Below are 16,788 nucleotides of genomic sequence, written 5' to 3'. Positions count from 1 at the left end.
GCGTGGACACAACCACCCTCGCACTGATCGAACTCGGCGCGGTCTTCTTCGCGCTCGGACTGCTCGGACGGCTCGCTGCTCGCGTCGGCATGTCGCCCATCCCGTTCTACCTGATCGGCGGCCTGTGCTTCGGACAGGGCGGTTTCATCCAGCTCGGCGACATCGGCGAGTTCTCCCATCTGGCAAGTGAGATCGGGATCGTCCTGCTCTTGCTGCTGTTGGGGCTCGAATACACTGCGGCCGAGCTCGTCACCGGTCTCAAACGCTCGCGGGTAGCCGGCATCGTCGACATCGTCCTCAACGCCACCCCTGGCGCGGTTGTCGGCTTGATGCTCGGCTGGGGCGTCGTGGGGGCGACGGTCATGGCCGGCGTCACTTACATCTCGTCTTCGGGAATCATCGCCAAGGTGCTCAGCGACCTGGGGCGCCTCGGTAACCGCGAGACACCGGTCGTGCTGTCGATTCTGGTGTTCGAAGACCTGGCGATGGCGCTGTACCTGCCGATTCTGACCGCGATGCTCGCGGGCGTGAGCTTCATGGGCGGGCTCGAAGCGGTCGGGATCTCGTTGTTGGTCATCACCGTGGTTCTTGTCGTGGCCCTCCGATACGGACGGTACGTCTCCGCCCTCCTCGACAGTCCCGACAGTGAGACGCTCCTGCTCAAGCTGCTCGGTGCCGCACTGTTGGTCGCCGGCATCAGTTCGGCGATGCAGGTGTCGGCGGCTGTGGGCGCATTCCTCCTCGGAATCGCGATCTCGGGGTCGACGGCGCACAATGCCAGTCGCGTGCTCGAGCCCCTTCGAGATCTGTTCGCCGCAATGTTCTTCGTGGTCTTCGGTCTCAACACCGATCCCAGTTCCATTCCGCCAGTCCTCGGATGGGCCGCGATCCTGGCAGTGGTCACGGCGATCACGAAGCTGGTAACCGGCGCTTGGGCGGCCAGACGTCAGGGTGTCGCGCGAATGGGTCAGGCGCGCGCCGGTGCCGCTCTGATCGCCCGCGGTGAGTTCTCCATCATCATCGCAGGCCTCGCGGTGTCCGCAGGCGCCGTCGACGCCGAACTTGCCGCATTGGCAACTGCTTACGTGCTCCTGATGGCGGTCATCGGCCCGGTGGCGGCAAGAGTTATCGAACCGGTCGCCTCGTTGTACATCAAGGTTCGTACGAAGTCCTGATTGCGGTCCTATTCTGTCCGGATGTCGAACAGAATCGCCCGTCCCGCCGCGACCGCTCTGTGTGCGCTGATCATCTCGTGTGCACCGGTCCCGGCGCTCGCCGGTGGAATTCCCGCTCTCGACCACGCCGGACCCACAGCTGCGCAGGTTGCCGCGGATCGATCGCTACACCTCGAGGGTGCGTCGAACGCGCGTGACATCGGTGGCTACGACGCCGCGGACGGGCAGACCGTTCGGTGGGGGAAGGTATTTCGCTCGAATGCCCTCGACAAGCTGACACCGTCGGATCTCGCGTCGTTGAGCGAACGCGGAGTGGAATCGGTCGACGACTTCCGTACGGTCGTCGAACGAACGCTCTCGCAGGATCGCCTTCCGAACGGGGCGCGAAGCAACTGGTTCGACGTCATCGGAACCAACCCCGCCAACCTCCCGGCGCTGGTGGACATGCCGACGATGTACGCGTTGATGGTGACCGATCCGGGGGCGAGCCGCGCATTCCACGACGCGCTGGTGAACGTCGCGAACACCGACGGTTCAGTCCTCTACCACTGCTCGGCGGGCAAGGACCGTACCGGTTGGATGACCGCAGTTCTCCTGACCGTCCTCGGCGTGAGTCGCACCGACGTGAACGCCGATTACATGCTCAGCAATCAGTACCTCACCGGACCCCGCACGGGGAGCGCGTTCATCGACGGCGTCGAACAGTCTTGGCTGGACACGTCTTTCGCCACGGTGGATCGGGTGTACGGCAACTTCGACAACTACGTCCGGGACGGCCTTCAGTTGAGCGAGGACGATGTCGCACAACTCCGGGACACACTCTTGGTCTGAGGCGGCAAACGCACAAGAGCCGCTCTCCGGCGATCCGGAGAGCGGCTCTTGTGTGCATAGCTGGTGTGACTAGTCGAGGTAGTCGCGCAGAACCTGCGAACGCGACGGGTGGCGCAGCTTCGACATCGTCTTCGATTCGATCTGGCGGATACGCTCACGCGTGACGCCGTAGACCTGTCCGATTTCGTCTAAAGTCCTCGGCTGACCGTCGGTGAGACCGAAGCGGAGGCGAACCACGCCGGCTTCGCGCTCGGACAGCGTCTCGAGTACCGACTGCAGCTGATCCTGCAGCAAGGTGAACGAGACGGCATCGACTGCGACAACAGCTTCGGAGTCCTCGATGAAGTCACCGAGCTGGCTGTCGCCCTCGTCGCCGATGGTCTGGTCGAGAGAGATCGGCTCACGCGCGTACTGCTGGATTTCCAGCACCTTCTCCGGCGTGATGTCCATTTCCTTGGCGAGCTCTTCCGGCGTGGGCTCACGGCCCAGGTCCTGGAGCAGCTCACGCTGGATACGGCCGAGCTTGTTGATGACCTCGACCATGTGCACCGGGATACGGATGGTGCGAGCCTGGTCGGCCATTGCGCGGGTGATGGCCTGACGGATCCACCACGTGGCGTAGGTCGAGAACTTGTAACCCTTGGTGTAGTCGAACTTCTCGACTGCACGGATCAGACCGAGGTTGCCTTCCTGGATGAGGTCCAGGAACGCCATGCCGCGGCCCGTGTAGCGCTTGGCCAGCGAGACGACCAGGCGGAGGTTGGCCTCGAGGAGGTGGTTCTTGGCGCGGTTGCCGTCGCGGCAGATCCAGCTCATGTCGCGTCGCTGAGCCGCAGGCAACTTCTCGCCCTTGTCAGCGAGGTCCTGCATGATCTGCACGGCGTAGAGGCCGGCCTCGATGCGCTTGGCCAGTTCGACTTCCTCTTCGGCGTTGAGGAGTGCGACCTTGCCGATCTGCTTGAGGTAGGCGCGAACCGAGTCGGCGGACGCCGTCAGTTCGGCATCCTTGCGTGCCTGACGGAGAGCCTCGGACTCTTCCTCGTCCCAGACGAAGTCGCCGGAAGCCTTGTCCTTCTCGGACGGCTCTGCAGCGGTCTCTTCGTCTTCGCCGACTGCTACGACCTCGACGACATCGGACTCGACCTCGGCAAGGTCGCCGTCCGTGATGTCGATGTCTTCCAACTCGACATCGCCGTCTTCGGCGTCAGGATCGCCGGCCTTCTTGGGGCTGGCCTTCTTAGCTGCTGCCTTCTTGGCCGGAGCTTTCTTGGCCGGAGCTTTCTTTGCTGCTGCCTTCTTGGCGGGGGCCTTTTTCGCCGGAGCCTTCTTGGCTGCCGGAGCGGTGACGGTGGCCGCCTCCACGGCTGGAGATTGTGGCTCTGACTCTGATGGAGAATCAGCAGTCTGACGTGTATCGGTGGCTGCCACGTACGCCCTTTCGTGACGGTGTCGTGCGGCGTCACGCCAGAGTGGTGATCCGGCGGAGAGGTCAATGGTTGTTGGCCGGCGCGCAGCCGGACTTCACCATTGTAACGACTCTCAGGAAACTCTTACGTCACGGCGGGCCGTAACAGGTAGATTTTCCGCTTTTCACGTGCGGGTATTCTCATCCGGCGACGGAGGCCGGCCTAGCCAGTCCGACCGATGCGAGCGCAGCTCCGGCAATTCCGGCGGTGTTGAGAAGGGTGGCGGGGACGACCTTGGTGCGGTTGGTCAGATGCGGAATCCACTTCTCGTGCTTGCGGCTGATACCGCCTCCGGCGATGAAGAGATCTGGCCAGAGCAGGTTCTCGAAGGTGGTCAGAACTCGCGAGACCTCGACCGCCCACTCCTTGTAGCTCCAGTCCTTCTTCTCCTTCACCGACGACGCCGCCCGGTGCTCGGCTTCCTTGCCGTCGACCTCGAGGTGGCCGAACTCGGTGTTGGGCAACAGAACTCCGTTGTGCAGCACGGCAGATCCGATTCCGGTGCCGAAGGTCAACAAGATCACGACGCCGGAGGTGTCCTTGCCCGCTCCGAACGAGTCCTCGGCGATTCCGGCAGCGTCGGCGTCGTTGAGGACGGTGACCTCGCGCCCGCCCAGCGCCTTGCCGAACAGGGCGGCGGCGTCGGTGTCGATCCAGGACTTGTCGATGTTCGCGGCGCTTCGCGCGACGCCGCCGGTCACGACAGCGGGCAAGGTGATGCCGACCGGACCGGTCCACTTGGCCTGCTCGACGATCTCGGCGACAGTGCCCGCGATCGCATCGGGTGTGGACGGCTGCGGGGTCAGGATCTTGATGCGGTCACCGATCATTTCCCCGGTGCTCAGGTCGATCGTGCCGCCCTTGACGCCGCTGCCGCCGACGTCGATCCCGAAACCTGTGGTTGTCATCGTCCTGCGCTCCTGAGTGTCGAATTCGAGGTCACGATCTACCGTTGCAAACACTAACCCGAACGAGGACCCGGGCGCGTCCTCTCGAACCGCCCGCCTCGAGACGTTCGAGTGGTGCCCCTCGGTAGAGATGTGTTGCGATGGTCCGGTGCGCCCTTCAGAAAGAACGTTGCCCGACTTTTCCGCCGATTCTCTGGACCCCGCACAGTTGCGGGAAGTAGCCGTAGCCGTCGCCGAACGCGCAGCCGAACACGTCCGCTTGCGTCGGCCCGAGGTATTCGGCCTGGTGGGTTCCGGTGCCGCCGAGGGTGGTTCGGTTGCGGCGAAGAGCACGCCCACCGATCCCGTCACGGTTGTCGATACCGAAACCGAACAGGTGATTCGCGACCTTCTGGCGCAATGGCGGCCTGCAGATTCGATCCTGGGTGAGGAAGGTGGCGGAGACACCGACGATTCCGCGGGAGTTCGGTGGGTTGTCGATCCCATCGACGGCACGGTGAATTTTCTCTACGGAATCCCCGCGTTCGCCATCTCGGTGGCCGTACAGATCGACGGGGTCTCGGTAGCCGGGGCTGTCGTCGACGTGTCGTTGGAAACCACGTACGCCGCGCATCGGGGCGGCGGTGCAACCATGACCACGGCCGACGGCGTCGTCAGCGACCTGCAAGCCAATGAGGTGACCGAGCTGTCAATGGCGCTGTTGGCCACCGGCTTCGGTTACGGAGCGGATCGCCGGAAGGTGCAGGGCACGTTGATCGGGCAGATCCTGCCGCAGGTTCGCGACATCCGACGCATCGGTTCGGCGGCTTTGGATCTGTGCATGGTTGCCACCGGCCGGGTCGACGCTCACTTCGAACACGGACTGAGTCCATGGGACTGGGCAGCCGGCTCCTTGATCGCTTCCGAAGCGGGCGCCGTCATCAACGTCCCGGCGCCCAATTCCACGTCGGCCGACGGCGATGTCGTTTACGCAGTCGCTCCGGCGATCGCCGAGCAGTTCGCGCACATGCTCAGTTCGATCGGCGCAGATCAGCCGATTCCGAGCTGAGGCCTGTCAGCATCGCGCCGTGCGCGCTGCTTTGAGCAGTGCGATGTCCATCGGAGCGACTTCGGCGTTTGCGGGCTGCTCGGCCAGAGCATGCAGGATCGCGGTAGCGTCGGTGTTGGGGGTCAGGGCGCCCTTGTTGTAGGTGCCGAGAGCCAGGTCGACGGTGTCGTCGCCGCGGCCGTCCTGGACCAGTTCGGCGCAGGGGGCGACCAGCCAGACGGAACTGGCGGCGGCGAGGCCGTTCGCTCCGAATCGGATCTGACCCTGGCACTCCATGTTCTGGTCGACGTAGACGGGGTCGTTTCCGACCTGGACGTCCGGCGCGCTGGAGAAGCCGAACTCGCTCAGTTGCGCTGCCACCTGGGCCGCCTGACCGTGTTCACCGTTGGCGTTGAACACACGAACCTTGGTGGCGGCGAGGGGAGCGGGATCCACGTCGAGCAGCTTCGAGCGGTCGACGACGGTTCCCAGCGGTAGTGGCGCCGCTGCCGAAGGATCGGACGAAGGTTGCGGCAGGTTGCAGGCGACGGTGTCACTGACTTCCGCCTCGGCGCTCAGGATGCGGACCCACAAGACACTGCCGATCAATGCGAGTACCGCGAACACGGCGATCACCGGCCACGCGCGCCGACGGCGGAACGGACGTCCCTGGTCATCGGTAGAGCTGCCTTCGGTGATCAGAGAAACCACGGTATCCCTCGACTTTCTTGACGAAACTTCTACTTCGCCATCGGGCCGAGCGGCGCCGGCATGACGTTCGGTGCCTACCTTAGAGGGCCTGTGTGACGAGACAGCCGAAGCGAGGCTCGACGCGTCGAGTCCTTGTCGATTGCGAAACGGCAGTTGGCCGATTACCGGCCTGTTTCTACCCGGATTCGGCCCGAAAACATCGTGGAAAGGTCACAGCTTGCTCTTGCCTTGGTGACAATTCGCAGTCATTTTTCGGAAATTTCCGATTCGGTTACTACTTTCGTGCTCACGTCGGCTACTGTCTGGCGGCCCAGGTCGTTCAACTGGGCATCGGCCGGACGCCGAAATGACAACCAAATGAGGCGCAGATCACGTTCTCGGAAGGAACTTCCGGGCACTAATTCCAGTCCTGCAGCGTTATGCAGCGACAGGGAATGATCTGGATGCCACGGCGGTTTCCATGCGCATCAAGGATCTACCGGATTCTCGGCGCACACGGGACCGGGATACACGAAGAGGATGGGGTAGACGAGATGGCAACTGACTACGACGCACCGAGGCGTACAGAGTCCGACGAGGTTTCGGAGGACTCGCTCGAGGAGCTGAAGGCGCGACGCAACGAAGCGCAGTCAGCCGTCGTCGACATCGACGAGACGGACACCGCGGAGTCCTTCGAGCTGCCGGGTGCCGACCTTTCCGGCGAGGAACTCTCGGTTCGAGTTGTTCCGAAGCAGGCAGACGAGTTCACGTGTTCGAGCTGCTTCCTGGTTCATCACCGCAGCCGCCTGGCCAGTGATGCCAACGGACAGCTCGTATGCATGGACTGCGCTGCCTGATCTCCCTTCCCGGTGGTCGACCCGTCAGCGCGAGGGTCGACCAAGGGTCGGGAAGTACTGCTTTGCTGTGACCGCGCTGGTCAGAGATCCAGCGCAGCCAGCAGATCAGCGGGACGACGTGTGCTCACCAACCAGTACGGCGTGGGATCCTCCGGGTCGTCGAGCACGATCAACACCATTGTCTTGACCCATGGGCGATGCTGGACGAACGCCGACGGATCGAGTTGGCGCCCCATCGCAGCACTCTTCGCGGAAGCCGGCACTGCTGCCGCCCGTGAAATCAATTCGACCGGCAGGTGGGCTCTACCCACGTGCAGTTCCTTCACCCCTGCTGTCTCCACTACCTCGACGCGCATCCGGCTGAGCCAGAATGCCGCCCAGATCGGGATCGGGAGTAGTACGACGTACGCCAGGTACGAGAGAAGCCCCGGGCGGCCCATGTGGACCTCGGCCGCGAGGAGTCCGGCTACGGCCAACCCGGCGATCCACCACCAGATCGGCACCCACAGGCGCTCGGAGTACAGCGTCGTGGACGGGGGCGTTGTGGTGGCGACGTCAGGTCGAGATGTTTCGGGCACCTGTCAAGGATAGTCCGTCGCTACGAGTAGTCTTGGCCCACGTGAGCGACCATCTCTCCATCGCCTTGAAGCGACTGGATCCAGACCTGCCCGTTCCACAGCGTGCGCATCCCGGAGATGCGGGTGTGGATCTGTGCTCCACCAGCGACGTCACCATCGAACCCGGCCACCGAACACTGGTCGGAACGGGGATCGCGATCGCTTTGCCGGTGGGCACCGTCGGGTTGATCCATCCGCGTTCCGGACTCGCCGCCAAATCGGGACTGTCGATCGTGAATGCGCCCGGAACCGTGGACGCGGGATACCGGGGCGAACTCAAGGTCTGCTTGATCAATCTCGATCCGGCCACAGCCATCGACATCCGCCGCGGTGACCGAATCGCTCAGCTCGTGGTTCAACGAGTCGAACTTCCGGTTTTCGAGGAAGTCGAATCGCTGGACGACACGACCAGAGGAACCGGAGGCTACGGTTCCAGCGGCGGGCACGCGATACTCGATACCGATGCGCCTGGCGCGGTAGTCGGAGAGGGAGTCTGAATCATGTTCGGACGCAAGAAGAAGACAGATGTCGACGAGGAAACCACCAGCTTCTTCGGTGACGAGGACGACGAGTCGGTGGAGATCGACGAGGTCGAAGACGATCTCGAAGTCACCGGCGACGAGTTCGGTGACGAATCGGAAGGCCCTTACGACATCTCGGAGATCGATTCCGACGATCCGACGGCAGGCCGTGACGGTCAGCGTCTTGATCTCGGTTCCGTTCTGGTGCCGATGCCGACCGGCGGGCAGTTGCAGGTCGAGATGGCGCCCAACGGTTCGCCGCAGGCCGTGCATCTGGTCACCGAGCACGGCCGCATCACGGTTGCTGCCTACGCCGCCCCGAAATCGCCCGGTCAGTGGCGTGAGGTCGTTGCCGAGCTCGCGCAGTCGCTTCGCGACGACAATTCCGCGGTGAGCGTCGAGAACGGCCCGTGGGGCCGTGAACTGGCTGCTGTGACGGCCAACATGGACCTGCGGTTCATCGGCGTCGACGGTCCCCGGTGGATGGTGCGCTGCGTGGTCGCGGGTCCGAGTGGATCCACCGCCGCGAACGCCCCTCTGGTGGCAATCGCACGGGACATCTTGCGTGACACCGTCGTCAACCGAGGATCAGAGCCGCATCCGGTGCGGACACCGCTGCCCGTGGTGCTCCCGCAGGTGCTCGCCGAGCAGTTGGCGGCCGCACACGAGCAGCAGTTGGCGGCAGCGCAGCAGCAACAGGTCGCCGCCCAGCAGCAACAGCAGTCAGCACCGCCCGCTCCGCCGGCACCTCCAGCACGGCCGACCCCGCCGCCTCGTAGCGGCGAATCCGGTTCTGCCATGCAGCAATTGGGTCAGTAACAGGATTTTCTTCAGGCGCTCGCGGTGGTATCGGATTCGATCGCCGCGAGCGCTTTGATGCAGGTGGACCCGAGAACCGCGGGGTCGCGCCCGATCATGTCGAGCGTCGTCGTGGCGACTGCGCCGCGGGGGAGTGAAGCCGCCCAGGCCTGCGCCACTGACGCGGGATGAACCGGATCGTCCACCGCCGACGCAATGCCGACCGGAACGCCTACCGCGCGTAGCGCGCTCTCGCCGAGTGAGTGGTACGACGCCGCCTCGTCGAGCGCAGCCGGGAGATCGGGCCACTGAGAGCGCCAGGAGCGCTCGAGTTCGGCTCCGAGCCACGCCGGACTCGACGCGAGCATCGCAGCGATCACCGACTCCAAGCCTTCGGAGCGCAGTTGCCCGGCGGTGAACCGCGCGCTCGCTGCTGCGGGGGCGTCGTCGGCCGAGCCCGTCCAGGCCGGAAGCGCTGCCAACACACTCACGGTTCGATCGGGATTGTCGGCGGCCCACTGGAGTGCAACGGCCGCTCCGATCGAGACCCCTCCGACGATGATTCGGCCGTGCGTGTCCGCGGCTCTGTCCATCGCGTCCAGATAGCCGTCCACGACACGCCGAGGGTCCGGTTCAATTGCGACGATGCGCACACCCAGAGCCTCCAGCGGCGCCCGGAATGCTCGGTCCGCGAAGTGGGCGTCAGAGCCTGTACCTGGGAGAACGACGGCAACGGTCGCCAATTCCGAGTTCTGCATCTCTTGATCTTGCCCGGTGCCCCCGAGACGCGGACTGACCGGTGTGGTTACACGCTCGTAATGGGTCTACAGTGGCGATCACACAGCCCTTCACGTGACGCGAAACCCTTGCGTCACACATGTTCGCAGGAGCGCGCAATGGCACCCGCCGCCGCAGGATATTTTCGTCGACTGACCCAGCGTCTGACCGAGGACGTCGACCAGTTGGACGCCCAGGAGATGGCCGAGTCCAACAAGGCTTCCGGAGGTCAGAAGGCATGCGATTGTCGTCGCGGTGAAGAAGTCACGATGGTGGGCCGACTCCGCAGCGTCGACGCGTGTCCCAAGTCGGGAAATGCCAGTATCGAGGCCGAGTTCTTCGATGGCACCGAGGTGATCAATCTCGTCTGGATCGGGCGTCGCCGGATCCCGGGAATCGAGACCGGTAAGACCCTGCTGATCCGCGGTCGTGTGGGCGAGCGCGACGGTCGCAAGGCGATCTTCAACCCTTACTACGAACTGCGCGGCGAATAGGCGCGTTTCCCGCATTTACCGTGCAACTCGGTGACTGTGGCACCCTCGACAGGTGACTGAAACACAACAGCGATCGGTAATCGACCAACTCGGCGGGCTGAGTGGTCTGATCTATTCGTCTTTGCCGATTCTGATTTTTGTCCCGGTCAACAGCATCTGGAATCTCACCGCGGCAATCTGGGCCGCATTGGGCGTCGCTGTCGCTATCGCGGCCTGGCGCCTCTTCCGCAAGGATTCACTCCAACCCGCTATTTCCGGTTTTCTCGGAGTCGGAGTTTCCGCATTCATCGCCTACCGCACCGGCGACGCCAAAGGATATTTCCTCTTCGGTATCTACACGAGCCTCGCCTACGGTGCGGTCTTCCTGATTTCGATCCTCGTACGCTGGCCCCTCGTCGGAATCATCTGGGGTTATCTCAACGGGCACGGCAATCTCTGGCGCAAGCACAGCTCCGCCGTCCGGCTCTACGACGTCGCGACGGCAGCGTGGGCGTTGGTCTTCGGTGCGCGGTATCTCGTTCAGTCACAGCTCTACGACACCGACCACACCGGATGGCTCGCAGTCGCGCGTATCGGCATGGGTTGGCCGTTGACCGGTTTGGTGCTGCTCGTGACGGTCTGGGCTGTGCGTAAGGCCGATCGCATCGTCGAGCCTGAACCGGTTGTGGAGCCCGAAAGCAGCGAGCCCACCGCCACGGACGCAGGGTCCGAAGAGGTGGGCTCGGTGAATCTGACGAAGCCGCGCGAAGACCGAGATCTCAGCTGATCAGGTCCTGGTACTCGGGGTGCTTGTCGAGGAACTTCACGACGTACGGGCACACCGGATGAACCTTGAGGCCGCGTGCTCGTAGGTCGTCCAGAGCCTGGCGGACGAGAACCCCGGCCAACCCGAAACCTTCGAAGGCGGGATAGATCTCGGTGTGGTTGAACGAGACGACGTCACCGGAGGTGGTGTAGTCCTCGATCCCGGCGAGGTCGCCGTCGGCATGGATCTCGTACCGGCTCTGGGCCGGATTGTCGGTGACTACGGTGTTTTCGGGCGCTTGTGCCATGTGATTCCCTTTCGTCGTCAGTGTGTTCGTCGGTCAATTCTCCAGGCGGAGTGCAACGCGCAACTGATCCTCGGCGTCGACGGCCGCAACGAAGAGCAGTTCGTCCCCGCCTTCGATGGGATCGTCCATCTGCGGGACGATCACGCGTCCGCCACGCAGGATGGTGACCAGTGCGCAGTCTCGCGGAAGTTCGAGTTTCTTGACGGCTTTTCCGGCAAGAGGTGTGTTGTCGGGCAACGTGATCTCGACGAGGTTGGCCTGTCCCTGCCGCAGTGTCATCAGTTTGACCAGGTCACCGACCGAGACGGCCTCTTCGACGAGCGAAGCGAGCATCCGCGGTGTCGAGACGGCGACGTCCACGCCCCAGGACTCGTCGAAGAGCCACTCGTTGCGGGGATCGTTGACGCGGGCGACAACTCGGCGAACACCGAACTCGGTTTTCGCGAGCAGACTGAGGACCAGGTTTGCCTTGTCGTCTCCGGTCGCGGCAATCACGACCTCGTACGACTCCATCGACGCGTCCTCAAGTCTGCTGAGTTCGCAGGCGTCCGCGTGCACCCACTTCGCCTCGGGCACCGACTCCGGTTCGATGTGATCGAGTTTGCGTTCGATCAGCATGACATCATGTGAGCTTCGAATCAGCTCTCGCGCAATGGAACGGCCTACGGCGCCGGCTCCGGCGATGGCGACCTTCATCGAGAACTTCCAATCACGTTGTAGTGCAACACAGTCGCAGTCTTGTTGTGGGGGGCGGCGTACGGATCAGTCATCTGCGGCCTCCCTCAGTCGTCGCTCGGCGGCGGGTTGCCGGCCAGTGCGACAGCTTCGGCGACGGTTCCCGACACGGCGGCGATGTAGACCTGATCGTCGGCCTGGATGACAGTCTTGCGGTCGGGGAGAATGCCGGTCCCGAAGCGGATGATGAAGGCGACTCTCGAACTGGTCGCGCCCTCGAGGAGTGCGATCGGCTTGCCCGCCCAATCCTCGTGCAGGGCAAGTTCGGTGATGGCGACAGTGCCCGAAGGATCGCGCCACTTCGCAGTCTGACTTTCCTTGGTCAACGTGTGCAGGAAACGATCCGTCGACCACGGCACGGTGGCGACCGTGGGAATGCCGAGTCGCTCGTAAACAGCGGCACGCTTGGCGTCGTAAATACGTGCGACGACGCGTTCGACGCCGAAAGTCTCGCGTGCGACTCGCGCTGCGATGATGTTGGAATTGTCTCCCGAGGACACCGCGGCAAAGGCGTCGGCCCGCTCGATTCCCGCCCGGACCAGCACGTCACGGTCGAACCCCATTCCCAGAACCTTGGTTCCCGGGAAGTCGAGATCGAGACGCAGAAACGCACTCTGATCGCGGTCGATGACGGCGACCTCATGTCCGATCCTGGTCAGAGACGCGGCGAGGGAAGAACCCACTCGACCGCACCCCATGATGACGACATACACGCCCTACTCCGTTCATGGACCCTCATGGCGCGATTGCACGCCGAATCGAACGGTACAGCCCCTCACGGGAAGAGCAAGTACAACGGTCGCTCGCGTGCCGGTTGTCACGACAAAAGGTGAAGTTGGGGCTCTGATGACTCCGAATCGGGCGAGACGGCTTACGCTTTGCACGTGTCTAAGCTCTCGACCGCTACCAAGCGGCTCCTGCTCGGTCGGCCGTTCCGAAGCGACAAACTCGGGCACACGCTGCTACCCAAGCGAATTGCACTACCGGTCTTCGCGTCCGACGCGATGTCGTCCGTCGCGTATGCCCCCGAAGAAATCTTCCTGGTTCTCTCCGTCGCGGGTATTTCCGCGTATGCGTACACCCCGTGGATCGGATTGTCCGTCGCCATCGTCATGGCTGTGGTGGTGGCGAGCTACCGCCAGAACGTCCACGCATACCCCTCCGGTGGCGGCGACTACGAGGTCGCGACGGTCAACCTCGGCCCGACCGCCGGTCTGACCGTCGGTAGTGCGCTGATGGTCGACTACGTGCTGACGGTCGCCGTGTCGATCTCGTCGGCGGCGTCGAACATCGGCTCGGCTCTGCCGTTCGTCGCGCAGCACAAGGTGTTGTTCGCGGTTGCGGCGATCGTGTTGCTGACCGCGGTCAACCTTCGCGGTATCCGTGAATCGGGGACCGCGTTCGCAATTCCGACCTACGCATTCATCGTCGGCATGTTCCTGATGCTCGGGTGGGGATTCTTCCGGATCTACGTCCTCGGTGAGGATGTGCACGCGGAATCGTCGTCGTTCACGCTCAACGCCGAGGATTCGCATCTGTACGGAATTGCCTTCGCGTTCCTGATCGCCCGCGCATTCTCCTCGGGCTGTGCCGCACTGACCGGCGTCGAGGCCATCAGCAACGGCGTACCGGCGTTCCAGAAGCCGAAGTCGCGCAACGCTGCCACGACCTTGCTGCTGCTCGGGTCGATCGCCATCGTCCTGCTGATGGGCATCATCATCCTGGCTCAGAAGATCGGCATCGTCTACGCACACAATCCGCAGGAACAGCTGGTCGGAGCGCCGGAGGGCTACCATCAGAAGACCTTGATCGCGCAGATCGCCGAAGCCGTGTTCAGTGGTTTCCCGATCGGTTTCTTCTTCATGGCGATCGTCACGGCACTGATCCTGGTTCTGGCCGCGAACACCGCGTTCAACGGCTTTCCGGTACTCGGATCGATCCTGGCGCAGGATCGGTACCTACCGCGTCAGCTGCACACGCGCGGCGACCGACTGGCATTCAGCAACGGAATCCTCTTCCTCTCCGGTGCTGCCATCGCATTCGTCGTGGTGTTCGGCGCCGAGGTCACCAAGCTCATCCAGTTGTACATCGTCGGCGTCTTCGTCTCGTTCGTGCTCAGCCAGACGGGCATGATCAAGCACTGGACTCGGCATCTGAAGTCCGAGACCGACAAGGCGCAGCGGGCCCGTATGCAGCGCTCGCGAGTGATCAATTCGATCGGTCTGGCAATGACCGCCACCGTCTTGATCATCGTTCTGATCACCAAGTTCGCTGCCGGCGCATGGATCGCCATCGTCGCGATGGTCGCGATCTTCATCGTGATGAAGATGATCCGCAAGCACTACGACAGCGTCGCAGCCGAGCTCGAGGAGCAGGAGTGGGACGGCGTACTGCCCAGCCGCACGCACTCGATCGTGCTCGTCTCGAAGTTGCACATGCCGACGATGCGAGCTCTCGCCTACGCGCGAGCAACGCGACCGGACACCCTCGAAGCCATCACGGTCAACGTCGACGAGCCCGACACCCGTGCACTCGTGCGTGAGTGGGAGAAGAGCGACGTGACGGTTCCGCTCAAGGTGATCGAGTCGCCGTACCGCGAAATCACCAAGCCGGTTCTCGATTACGTCAAGCGTGTACGACGCGATGCTCCGCGTGACGTCGTCACCGTCTTCATTCCCGAGTACGTCGTCGGACACTGGTGGGAGCAGATCCTGCACAATCAGAGCGCGCTTCGTCTGAAGAGTCGTCTGCTTTTCCAGCCCGGCGTGATGGTGACCAGCGTTCCGTGGCAGCTGAGTTCGTCGGCAAAGGCAAAGCCGCTCGACATCGAGAAGACCGCAGGTGCGACGCGTCGTGGTTACGACACCGGCGAGAAATGATCACCGGCGAAAAATGATCGGCAACATCGAAATGGCAGGCGTAGTTCGTTGAGTGAGAATTGGACCGGACAGACCTTCGAGGTCGATCTGGGCAACCCCGGTCACGGCGGGTTCGTCGTCGCCCGGCACGAGGGGCGGGTCGTGTTCGTCCGTCACGGTTTGCCAGGGGAGCGGGCGCTGGTCCGGGTGACCGAGGACAAGGGCGGATCGTTCTGCCGCGCCGACGCGATCACCGTTCTCGACGCTTCTCCGCATCGGATCGATCCGACATGCCCGATCTCCGGCCCGGGCGGGGCGGGCTGCTGCGACTACTCGCACGCGGATCTGAGCGTCCAACGTGAGATGAAGACCTCGGTCGTGCGGGAGCAGCTTCTGCGACTGGCTCGTGTCGAATCGGACGTCGAGGTAGAGGAACTGCCCGGAACCGGAGGCGGAACGGGTTGGCGCACGCGAGTCCGGTTGGCGGTGGACGGGCACGGTGTCGCCGGATACCACGCGTACCGCAGCAACCGGATCGTCACAGACCTGCGGTGCACCCAGATCGATCAGAGCGCGTACGACGGTCTCGGCGGTGCGCAGTGGGCGCCAGGTAGCGAGCTGCAGGTCGTTCTCGACGCTGCGGGCGAGCGGCACGTCGTGGAAATCGCGGCACCCGCGGTGTCCAAGACGGGACGGCGGACGCCCGGGCGACGCGGCGCGATGGCACGCCGAGCGGCAAGCGGCGGCCCGCGAAAGACCCGAGTTGCCATCGGATCGGACACAGTGACCGAGCGCGTCGGCAGTCGAGAATGGGCGCTGGCCGCGACCGGTTTCTGGCAGGCCCATCGCGGCGCTGCGGCCGCGTACTCACAGGTGGTCGGGGAGTGGGCCGGAGCCGCTACCGCGGACACGGCCTGGGATCTCTACGGCGGTGTCGGCGTGTTCGCAGCTGTGCTCGCCGAGCTTGTCGGGCCGTCCGGCGTGGTGGAGTCCGTCGAATCTTCGGCGCGTGCAGTCGCGGACGGGCAGGCAGCGCTGTCCGATCTCGGTCAGGTGCGCTTCCACAGCGCCCGCGTCGAGAACATCATCGCGGATCTGGAGCGTTCGCCTGCTGTCGTCGTGCTCGACCCGCCACGTGCGGGGGCCGGCCGTCCGGTCGTGGAAGCTCTCGCCTCAACGGGCGCTGAGCGGATAGTCCACATCGGGTGCGACCCGGCGTCGTTCGGTCGCGATATCGGCCTCTACCTGGAGCAGGGCTTCAGAATCGGTGGCCTCCGGGCGTTCGACGCGTTCCCCCAGACTCACCACATGGAGTGCATCGCGCTCCTCGAACGCTGAGACGTCCCGAAATCTTTCCCTGAAACGGTGTGACGCTTCTCGCGTTCACAACAGTTGCTTGCATTACGCAACTAATCGTATAGTTTCGTTCTGCAAGTAGTTTTCCGTTTTCAAGTCACGGCTCGTTCGGGCCACTCGAATTCAGGGGTAGGCAATGTCGGTACAGCCGGAGACGGCCCAAGCGCTCGTCGACACGATCTTCATGTTCGGCAGATCGCTGCGAGCCGCGGTCACCACCGGTGCAGACAGCCTGCTGCCGCCTGCGCTGGTCAGTGTGTTGTTCATGCTGGCGGCGCGTGGGGAGTGCCGACAGAACGAATTGGCCGTCGATCTGTGTGTCAGTCAGTCGTCGCTCAGCCGACAAATGTCGGATCTGGTCGACGCTGGGTATGTCGAGAGAAATCCCGATCCGGCTGACAAGCGGGCGTTCCGCATCCGAGTATCGGAAGAGGGACACGACGTTTTACGGAGAACCACGCAGCGGCGTGCGGCGCGTTTGCGCAACATGCTCGAAGACTGGAGCCAGGAAGAGGCCATGGCCGCAGTGACATCGCTGCAACGTCTCAACGAGACGTTCGGCGCATCGAATCGGCAGGCCTCACCGGCAGTTCCGCACACGGGCGTAGAAAGTATTGGGAGATAAG

19 protein-coding genes are annotated in these 16,788 nt (G+C 63.6%); 11 read left to right on the top strand and 8 right to left on the bottom strand.

Translation table 11 applies throughout. The features are described 5' to 3' along the window. The first annotated feature begins 2 nt into the window (after positions 1-2). Positions 3-1,175 (top strand): cation:proton antiporter, encoded by a 1,173-nt coding sequence (locus tag AC1Q61_RS24110; protein WP_003942634.1) that lies wholly within the window; start codon positions 3-5, stop codon positions 1,173-1,175. Positions 1,176-1,196: 21 nt separating this feature from the next. After that, positions 1,197-2,006 carry a tyrosine-protein phosphatase gene (locus AC1Q61_RS24105; protein ID WP_030536889.1) on the top strand — a complete coding sequence of 270 codons (810 nt, stop codon included), beginning with the start codon at positions 1,197-1,199 and terminating at the stop codon, positions 2,004-2,006. Between the two features lie 69 nt (positions 2,007-2,075). On the opposite strand, the gene AC1Q61_RS24100 is transcribed toward AC1Q61_RS24105, so the two are convergent. Next, positions 2,076-3,500 carry an RNA polymerase sigma factor gene (locus tag AC1Q61_RS24100; RefSeq protein ID WP_370333980.1) on the bottom strand — a complete coding sequence of 475 codons (1,425 nt, stop codon included), beginning with the start codon at positions 3,498-3,500 and terminating at the stop codon, positions 2,076-2,078. 112 nt (positions 3,501-3,612) lie between these two features. Further along, the gene (gene ppgK / locus AC1Q61_RS24095; protein WP_042920010.1) at positions 3,613-4,380 is read right to left on the bottom strand and encodes a polyphosphate--glucose phosphotransferase; all 768 of its coding nucleotides are present in this window, start codon (positions 4,378-4,380) and stop codon (positions 3,613-3,615) included. Between the two features lie 169 nt (positions 4,381-4,549). Between ppgK and AC1Q61_RS24090 the strand changes: the two genes are divergently transcribed. Further along, a complete protein-coding gene (locus AC1Q61_RS24090; protein WP_042920008.1) occupies positions 4,550-5,428 on the top strand; it encodes an inositol monophosphatase family protein in 879 nt (292 codons plus the stop codon). Between the two features lie 6 nt (positions 5,429-5,434). On the opposite strand, the gene cei is transcribed toward AC1Q61_RS24090, so the two are convergent. After that, entirely contained in the window at positions 5,435-6,118 is a 684-nt protein-coding gene (cei, locus tag AC1Q61_RS24085) for an envelope integrity protein Cei (RefSeq protein WP_003942618.1), read from the bottom strand. Between the two features lie 533 nt (positions 6,119-6,651). Between cei and AC1Q61_RS24080 the strand changes: the two genes are divergently transcribed. Next, complete coding sequence (locus AC1Q61_RS24080; protein WP_003942593.1) at positions 6,652-6,954, top strand: DUF4193 domain-containing protein; 303 nt, start codon at positions 6,652-6,654, stop codon at positions 6,952-6,954. Between the two features lie 80 nt (positions 6,955-7,034). On the opposite strand, the gene AC1Q61_RS24075 is transcribed toward AC1Q61_RS24080, so the two are convergent. Further along, positions 7,035-7,532 carry a DUF3093 domain-containing protein gene (locus AC1Q61_RS24075; protein WP_003942596.1) on the bottom strand — a complete coding sequence of 166 codons (498 nt, stop codon included), beginning with the start codon at positions 7,530-7,532 and terminating at the stop codon, positions 7,035-7,037. A 41-nt stretch (positions 7,533-7,573) separates the two neighbouring features. Here AC1Q61_RS24075 and dut point away from each other — a divergent pair, with 41 nt between their 5' ends. Both dut and AC1Q61_RS24065 read left to right on the top strand, forming a co-directional pair. Beyond that, positions 7,574-8,068: a dUTP diphosphatase gene (dut, locus tag AC1Q61_RS24070; protein ID WP_003942635.1), complete on the top strand. Its 495-nt coding sequence runs from the start codon at positions 7,574-7,576 to the stop codon at positions 8,066-8,068. Between the two features lie 3 nt (positions 8,069-8,071). Further along, on the top strand, positions 8,072-8,911 hold the full coding sequence (locus AC1Q61_RS24065; RefSeq protein ID WP_042919933.1) for a DUF3710 domain-containing protein: 840 nt from the start codon (positions 8,072-8,074) through the stop codon (positions 8,909-8,911). An 11-nt stretch (positions 8,912-8,922) separates the two neighbouring features. On the opposite strand, the gene AC1Q61_RS24060 is transcribed toward AC1Q61_RS24065, so the two are convergent. After that, entirely contained in the window at positions 8,923-9,648 is a 726-nt protein-coding gene (locus tag AC1Q61_RS24060; protein WP_030536884.1) for an alpha/beta fold hydrolase, read from the bottom strand. 138 nt (positions 9,649-9,786) lie between these two features. Between AC1Q61_RS24060 and AC1Q61_RS24055 the strand changes: the two genes are divergently transcribed. Together AC1Q61_RS24055 and AC1Q61_RS24050 are read left to right on the top strand one after the other, a co-directional pair. Next, entirely contained in the window at positions 9,787-10,161 is a 375-nt protein-coding gene (locus AC1Q61_RS24055) for an OB-fold nucleic acid binding domain-containing protein (protein WP_003942613.1), read from the top strand. Positions 10,162-10,213: 52 nt separating this feature from the next. Beyond that, on the top strand, positions 10,214-10,927 hold the full coding sequence (locus tag AC1Q61_RS24050; protein ID WP_003942611.1) for a DUF3159 domain-containing protein: 714 nt from the start codon (positions 10,214-10,216) through the stop codon (positions 10,925-10,927). Here the strand turns inward: AC1Q61_RS24050 and AC1Q61_RS24045 are convergent. The 3 genes from AC1Q61_RS24045 to AC1Q61_RS24035 all read right to left on the bottom strand — a co-directional run bounded on the left by AC1Q61_RS24045 (position 10,920) and on the right by AC1Q61_RS24035 (position 12,661). Beyond that, entirely contained in the window at positions 10,920-11,213 is a 294-nt protein-coding gene (locus AC1Q61_RS24045) for a GNAT family N-acetyltransferase (RefSeq protein ID WP_003942641.1), read from the bottom strand. The genes AC1Q61_RS24050 and AC1Q61_RS24045 overlap by 8 nt on opposite strands. A gap of 33 nt (positions 11,214-11,246) precedes the next feature. Further along, entirely contained in the window at positions 11,247-11,909 is a 663-nt protein-coding gene (locus AC1Q61_RS24040; RefSeq protein ID WP_003942632.1) for a potassium channel family protein, read from the bottom strand. Between the two features lie 86 nt (positions 11,910-11,995). After that, positions 11,996-12,661: a potassium channel family protein gene (locus AC1Q61_RS24035; RefSeq protein WP_003942587.1), complete on the bottom strand. Its 666-nt coding sequence runs from the start codon at positions 12,659-12,661 to the stop codon at positions 11,996-11,998. Positions 12,662-12,832: 171 nt separating this feature from the next. On the opposite strand from AC1Q61_RS24035, the gene AC1Q61_RS24030 reads away from it, so the two are divergent. The 3 genes from AC1Q61_RS24030 to AC1Q61_RS24020 all read left to right on the top strand — a co-directional run bounded on the left by AC1Q61_RS24030 (position 12,833) and on the right by AC1Q61_RS24020 (position 16,787). Then, a complete protein-coding gene (locus AC1Q61_RS24030) occupies positions 12,833-14,827 on the top strand; it encodes an APC family permease (RefSeq protein WP_007732857.1) in 1,995 nt (664 codons plus the stop codon). Positions 14,828-14,875: 48 nt separating this feature from the next. Further along, positions 14,876-16,144 (top strand): class I SAM-dependent RNA methyltransferase, encoded by a 1,269-nt coding sequence (locus AC1Q61_RS24025; protein WP_050656625.1) that lies wholly within the window; start codon positions 14,876-14,878, stop codon positions 16,142-16,144. A 154-nt stretch (positions 16,145-16,298) separates the two neighbouring features. Further along, the gene (locus AC1Q61_RS24020) at positions 16,299-16,787 is read left to right on the top strand and encodes a MarR family winged helix-turn-helix transcriptional regulator (RefSeq protein WP_003942624.1); all 489 of its coding nucleotides are present in this window, start codon (positions 16,299-16,301) and stop codon (positions 16,785-16,787) included. Position 16,788: the final 1 nt, after the last annotated feature.

This window comes from Rhodococcus sp. MPR-R1B, assembly GCF_058793255.1.
The sequence above is the reverse complement of the archived record's forward strand: the minus strand, read 5'-3'. Positions and strand labels throughout refer to the sequence as shown.

What these genes read in the sequence shown, in the direction of transcription:
- AC1Q61_RS24105 (WP_030536889.1), top strand. Translation starts at nt 1,197, where the DNA reads ATGTCGAACAGAATCGCCCGTCCCGCCGCGACCGCTCTGTGTGCGCTG.
- ppgK (WP_042920010.1), bottom strand. Translation starts at nt 4,380, where the DNA reads ATGACAACCACAGGTTTCGGGATCGACGTCGGCGGCAGCGGCGTCAAG.
- AC1Q61_RS24080 (WP_003942593.1), top strand. Translation starts at nt 6,652, where the DNA reads ATGGCAACTGACTACGACGCACCGAGGCGTACAGAGTCCGACGAGGTT.
- AC1Q61_RS24065 (WP_042919933.1), top strand. Translation starts at nt 8,072, where the DNA reads ATGTTCGGACGCAAGAAGAAGACAGATGTCGACGAGGAAACCACCAGC.
- AC1Q61_RS24060 (WP_030536884.1), bottom strand. Translation starts at nt 9,648, where the DNA reads ATGCAGAACTCGGAATTGGCGACCGTTGCCGTCGTTCTCCCAGGTACA.
- AC1Q61_RS24055 (WP_003942613.1), top strand. Translation starts at nt 9,787, where the DNA reads ATGGCACCCGCCGCCGCAGGATATTTTCGTCGACTGACCCAGCGTCTG.
- AC1Q61_RS24045 (WP_003942641.1), bottom strand. Translation starts at nt 11,213, where the DNA reads ATGGCACAAGCGCCCGAAAACACCGTAGTCACCGACAATCCGGCCCAG.
- AC1Q61_RS24040 (WP_003942632.1), bottom strand. Translation starts at nt 11,909, where the DNA reads ATGAAGGTCGCCATCGCCGGAGCCGGCGCCGTAGGCCGTTCCATTGCG.
- AC1Q61_RS24020 (WP_003942624.1), top strand. Translation starts at nt 16,299, where the DNA reads ATGTCGGTACAGCCGGAGACGGCCCAAGCGCTCGTCGACACGATCTTC.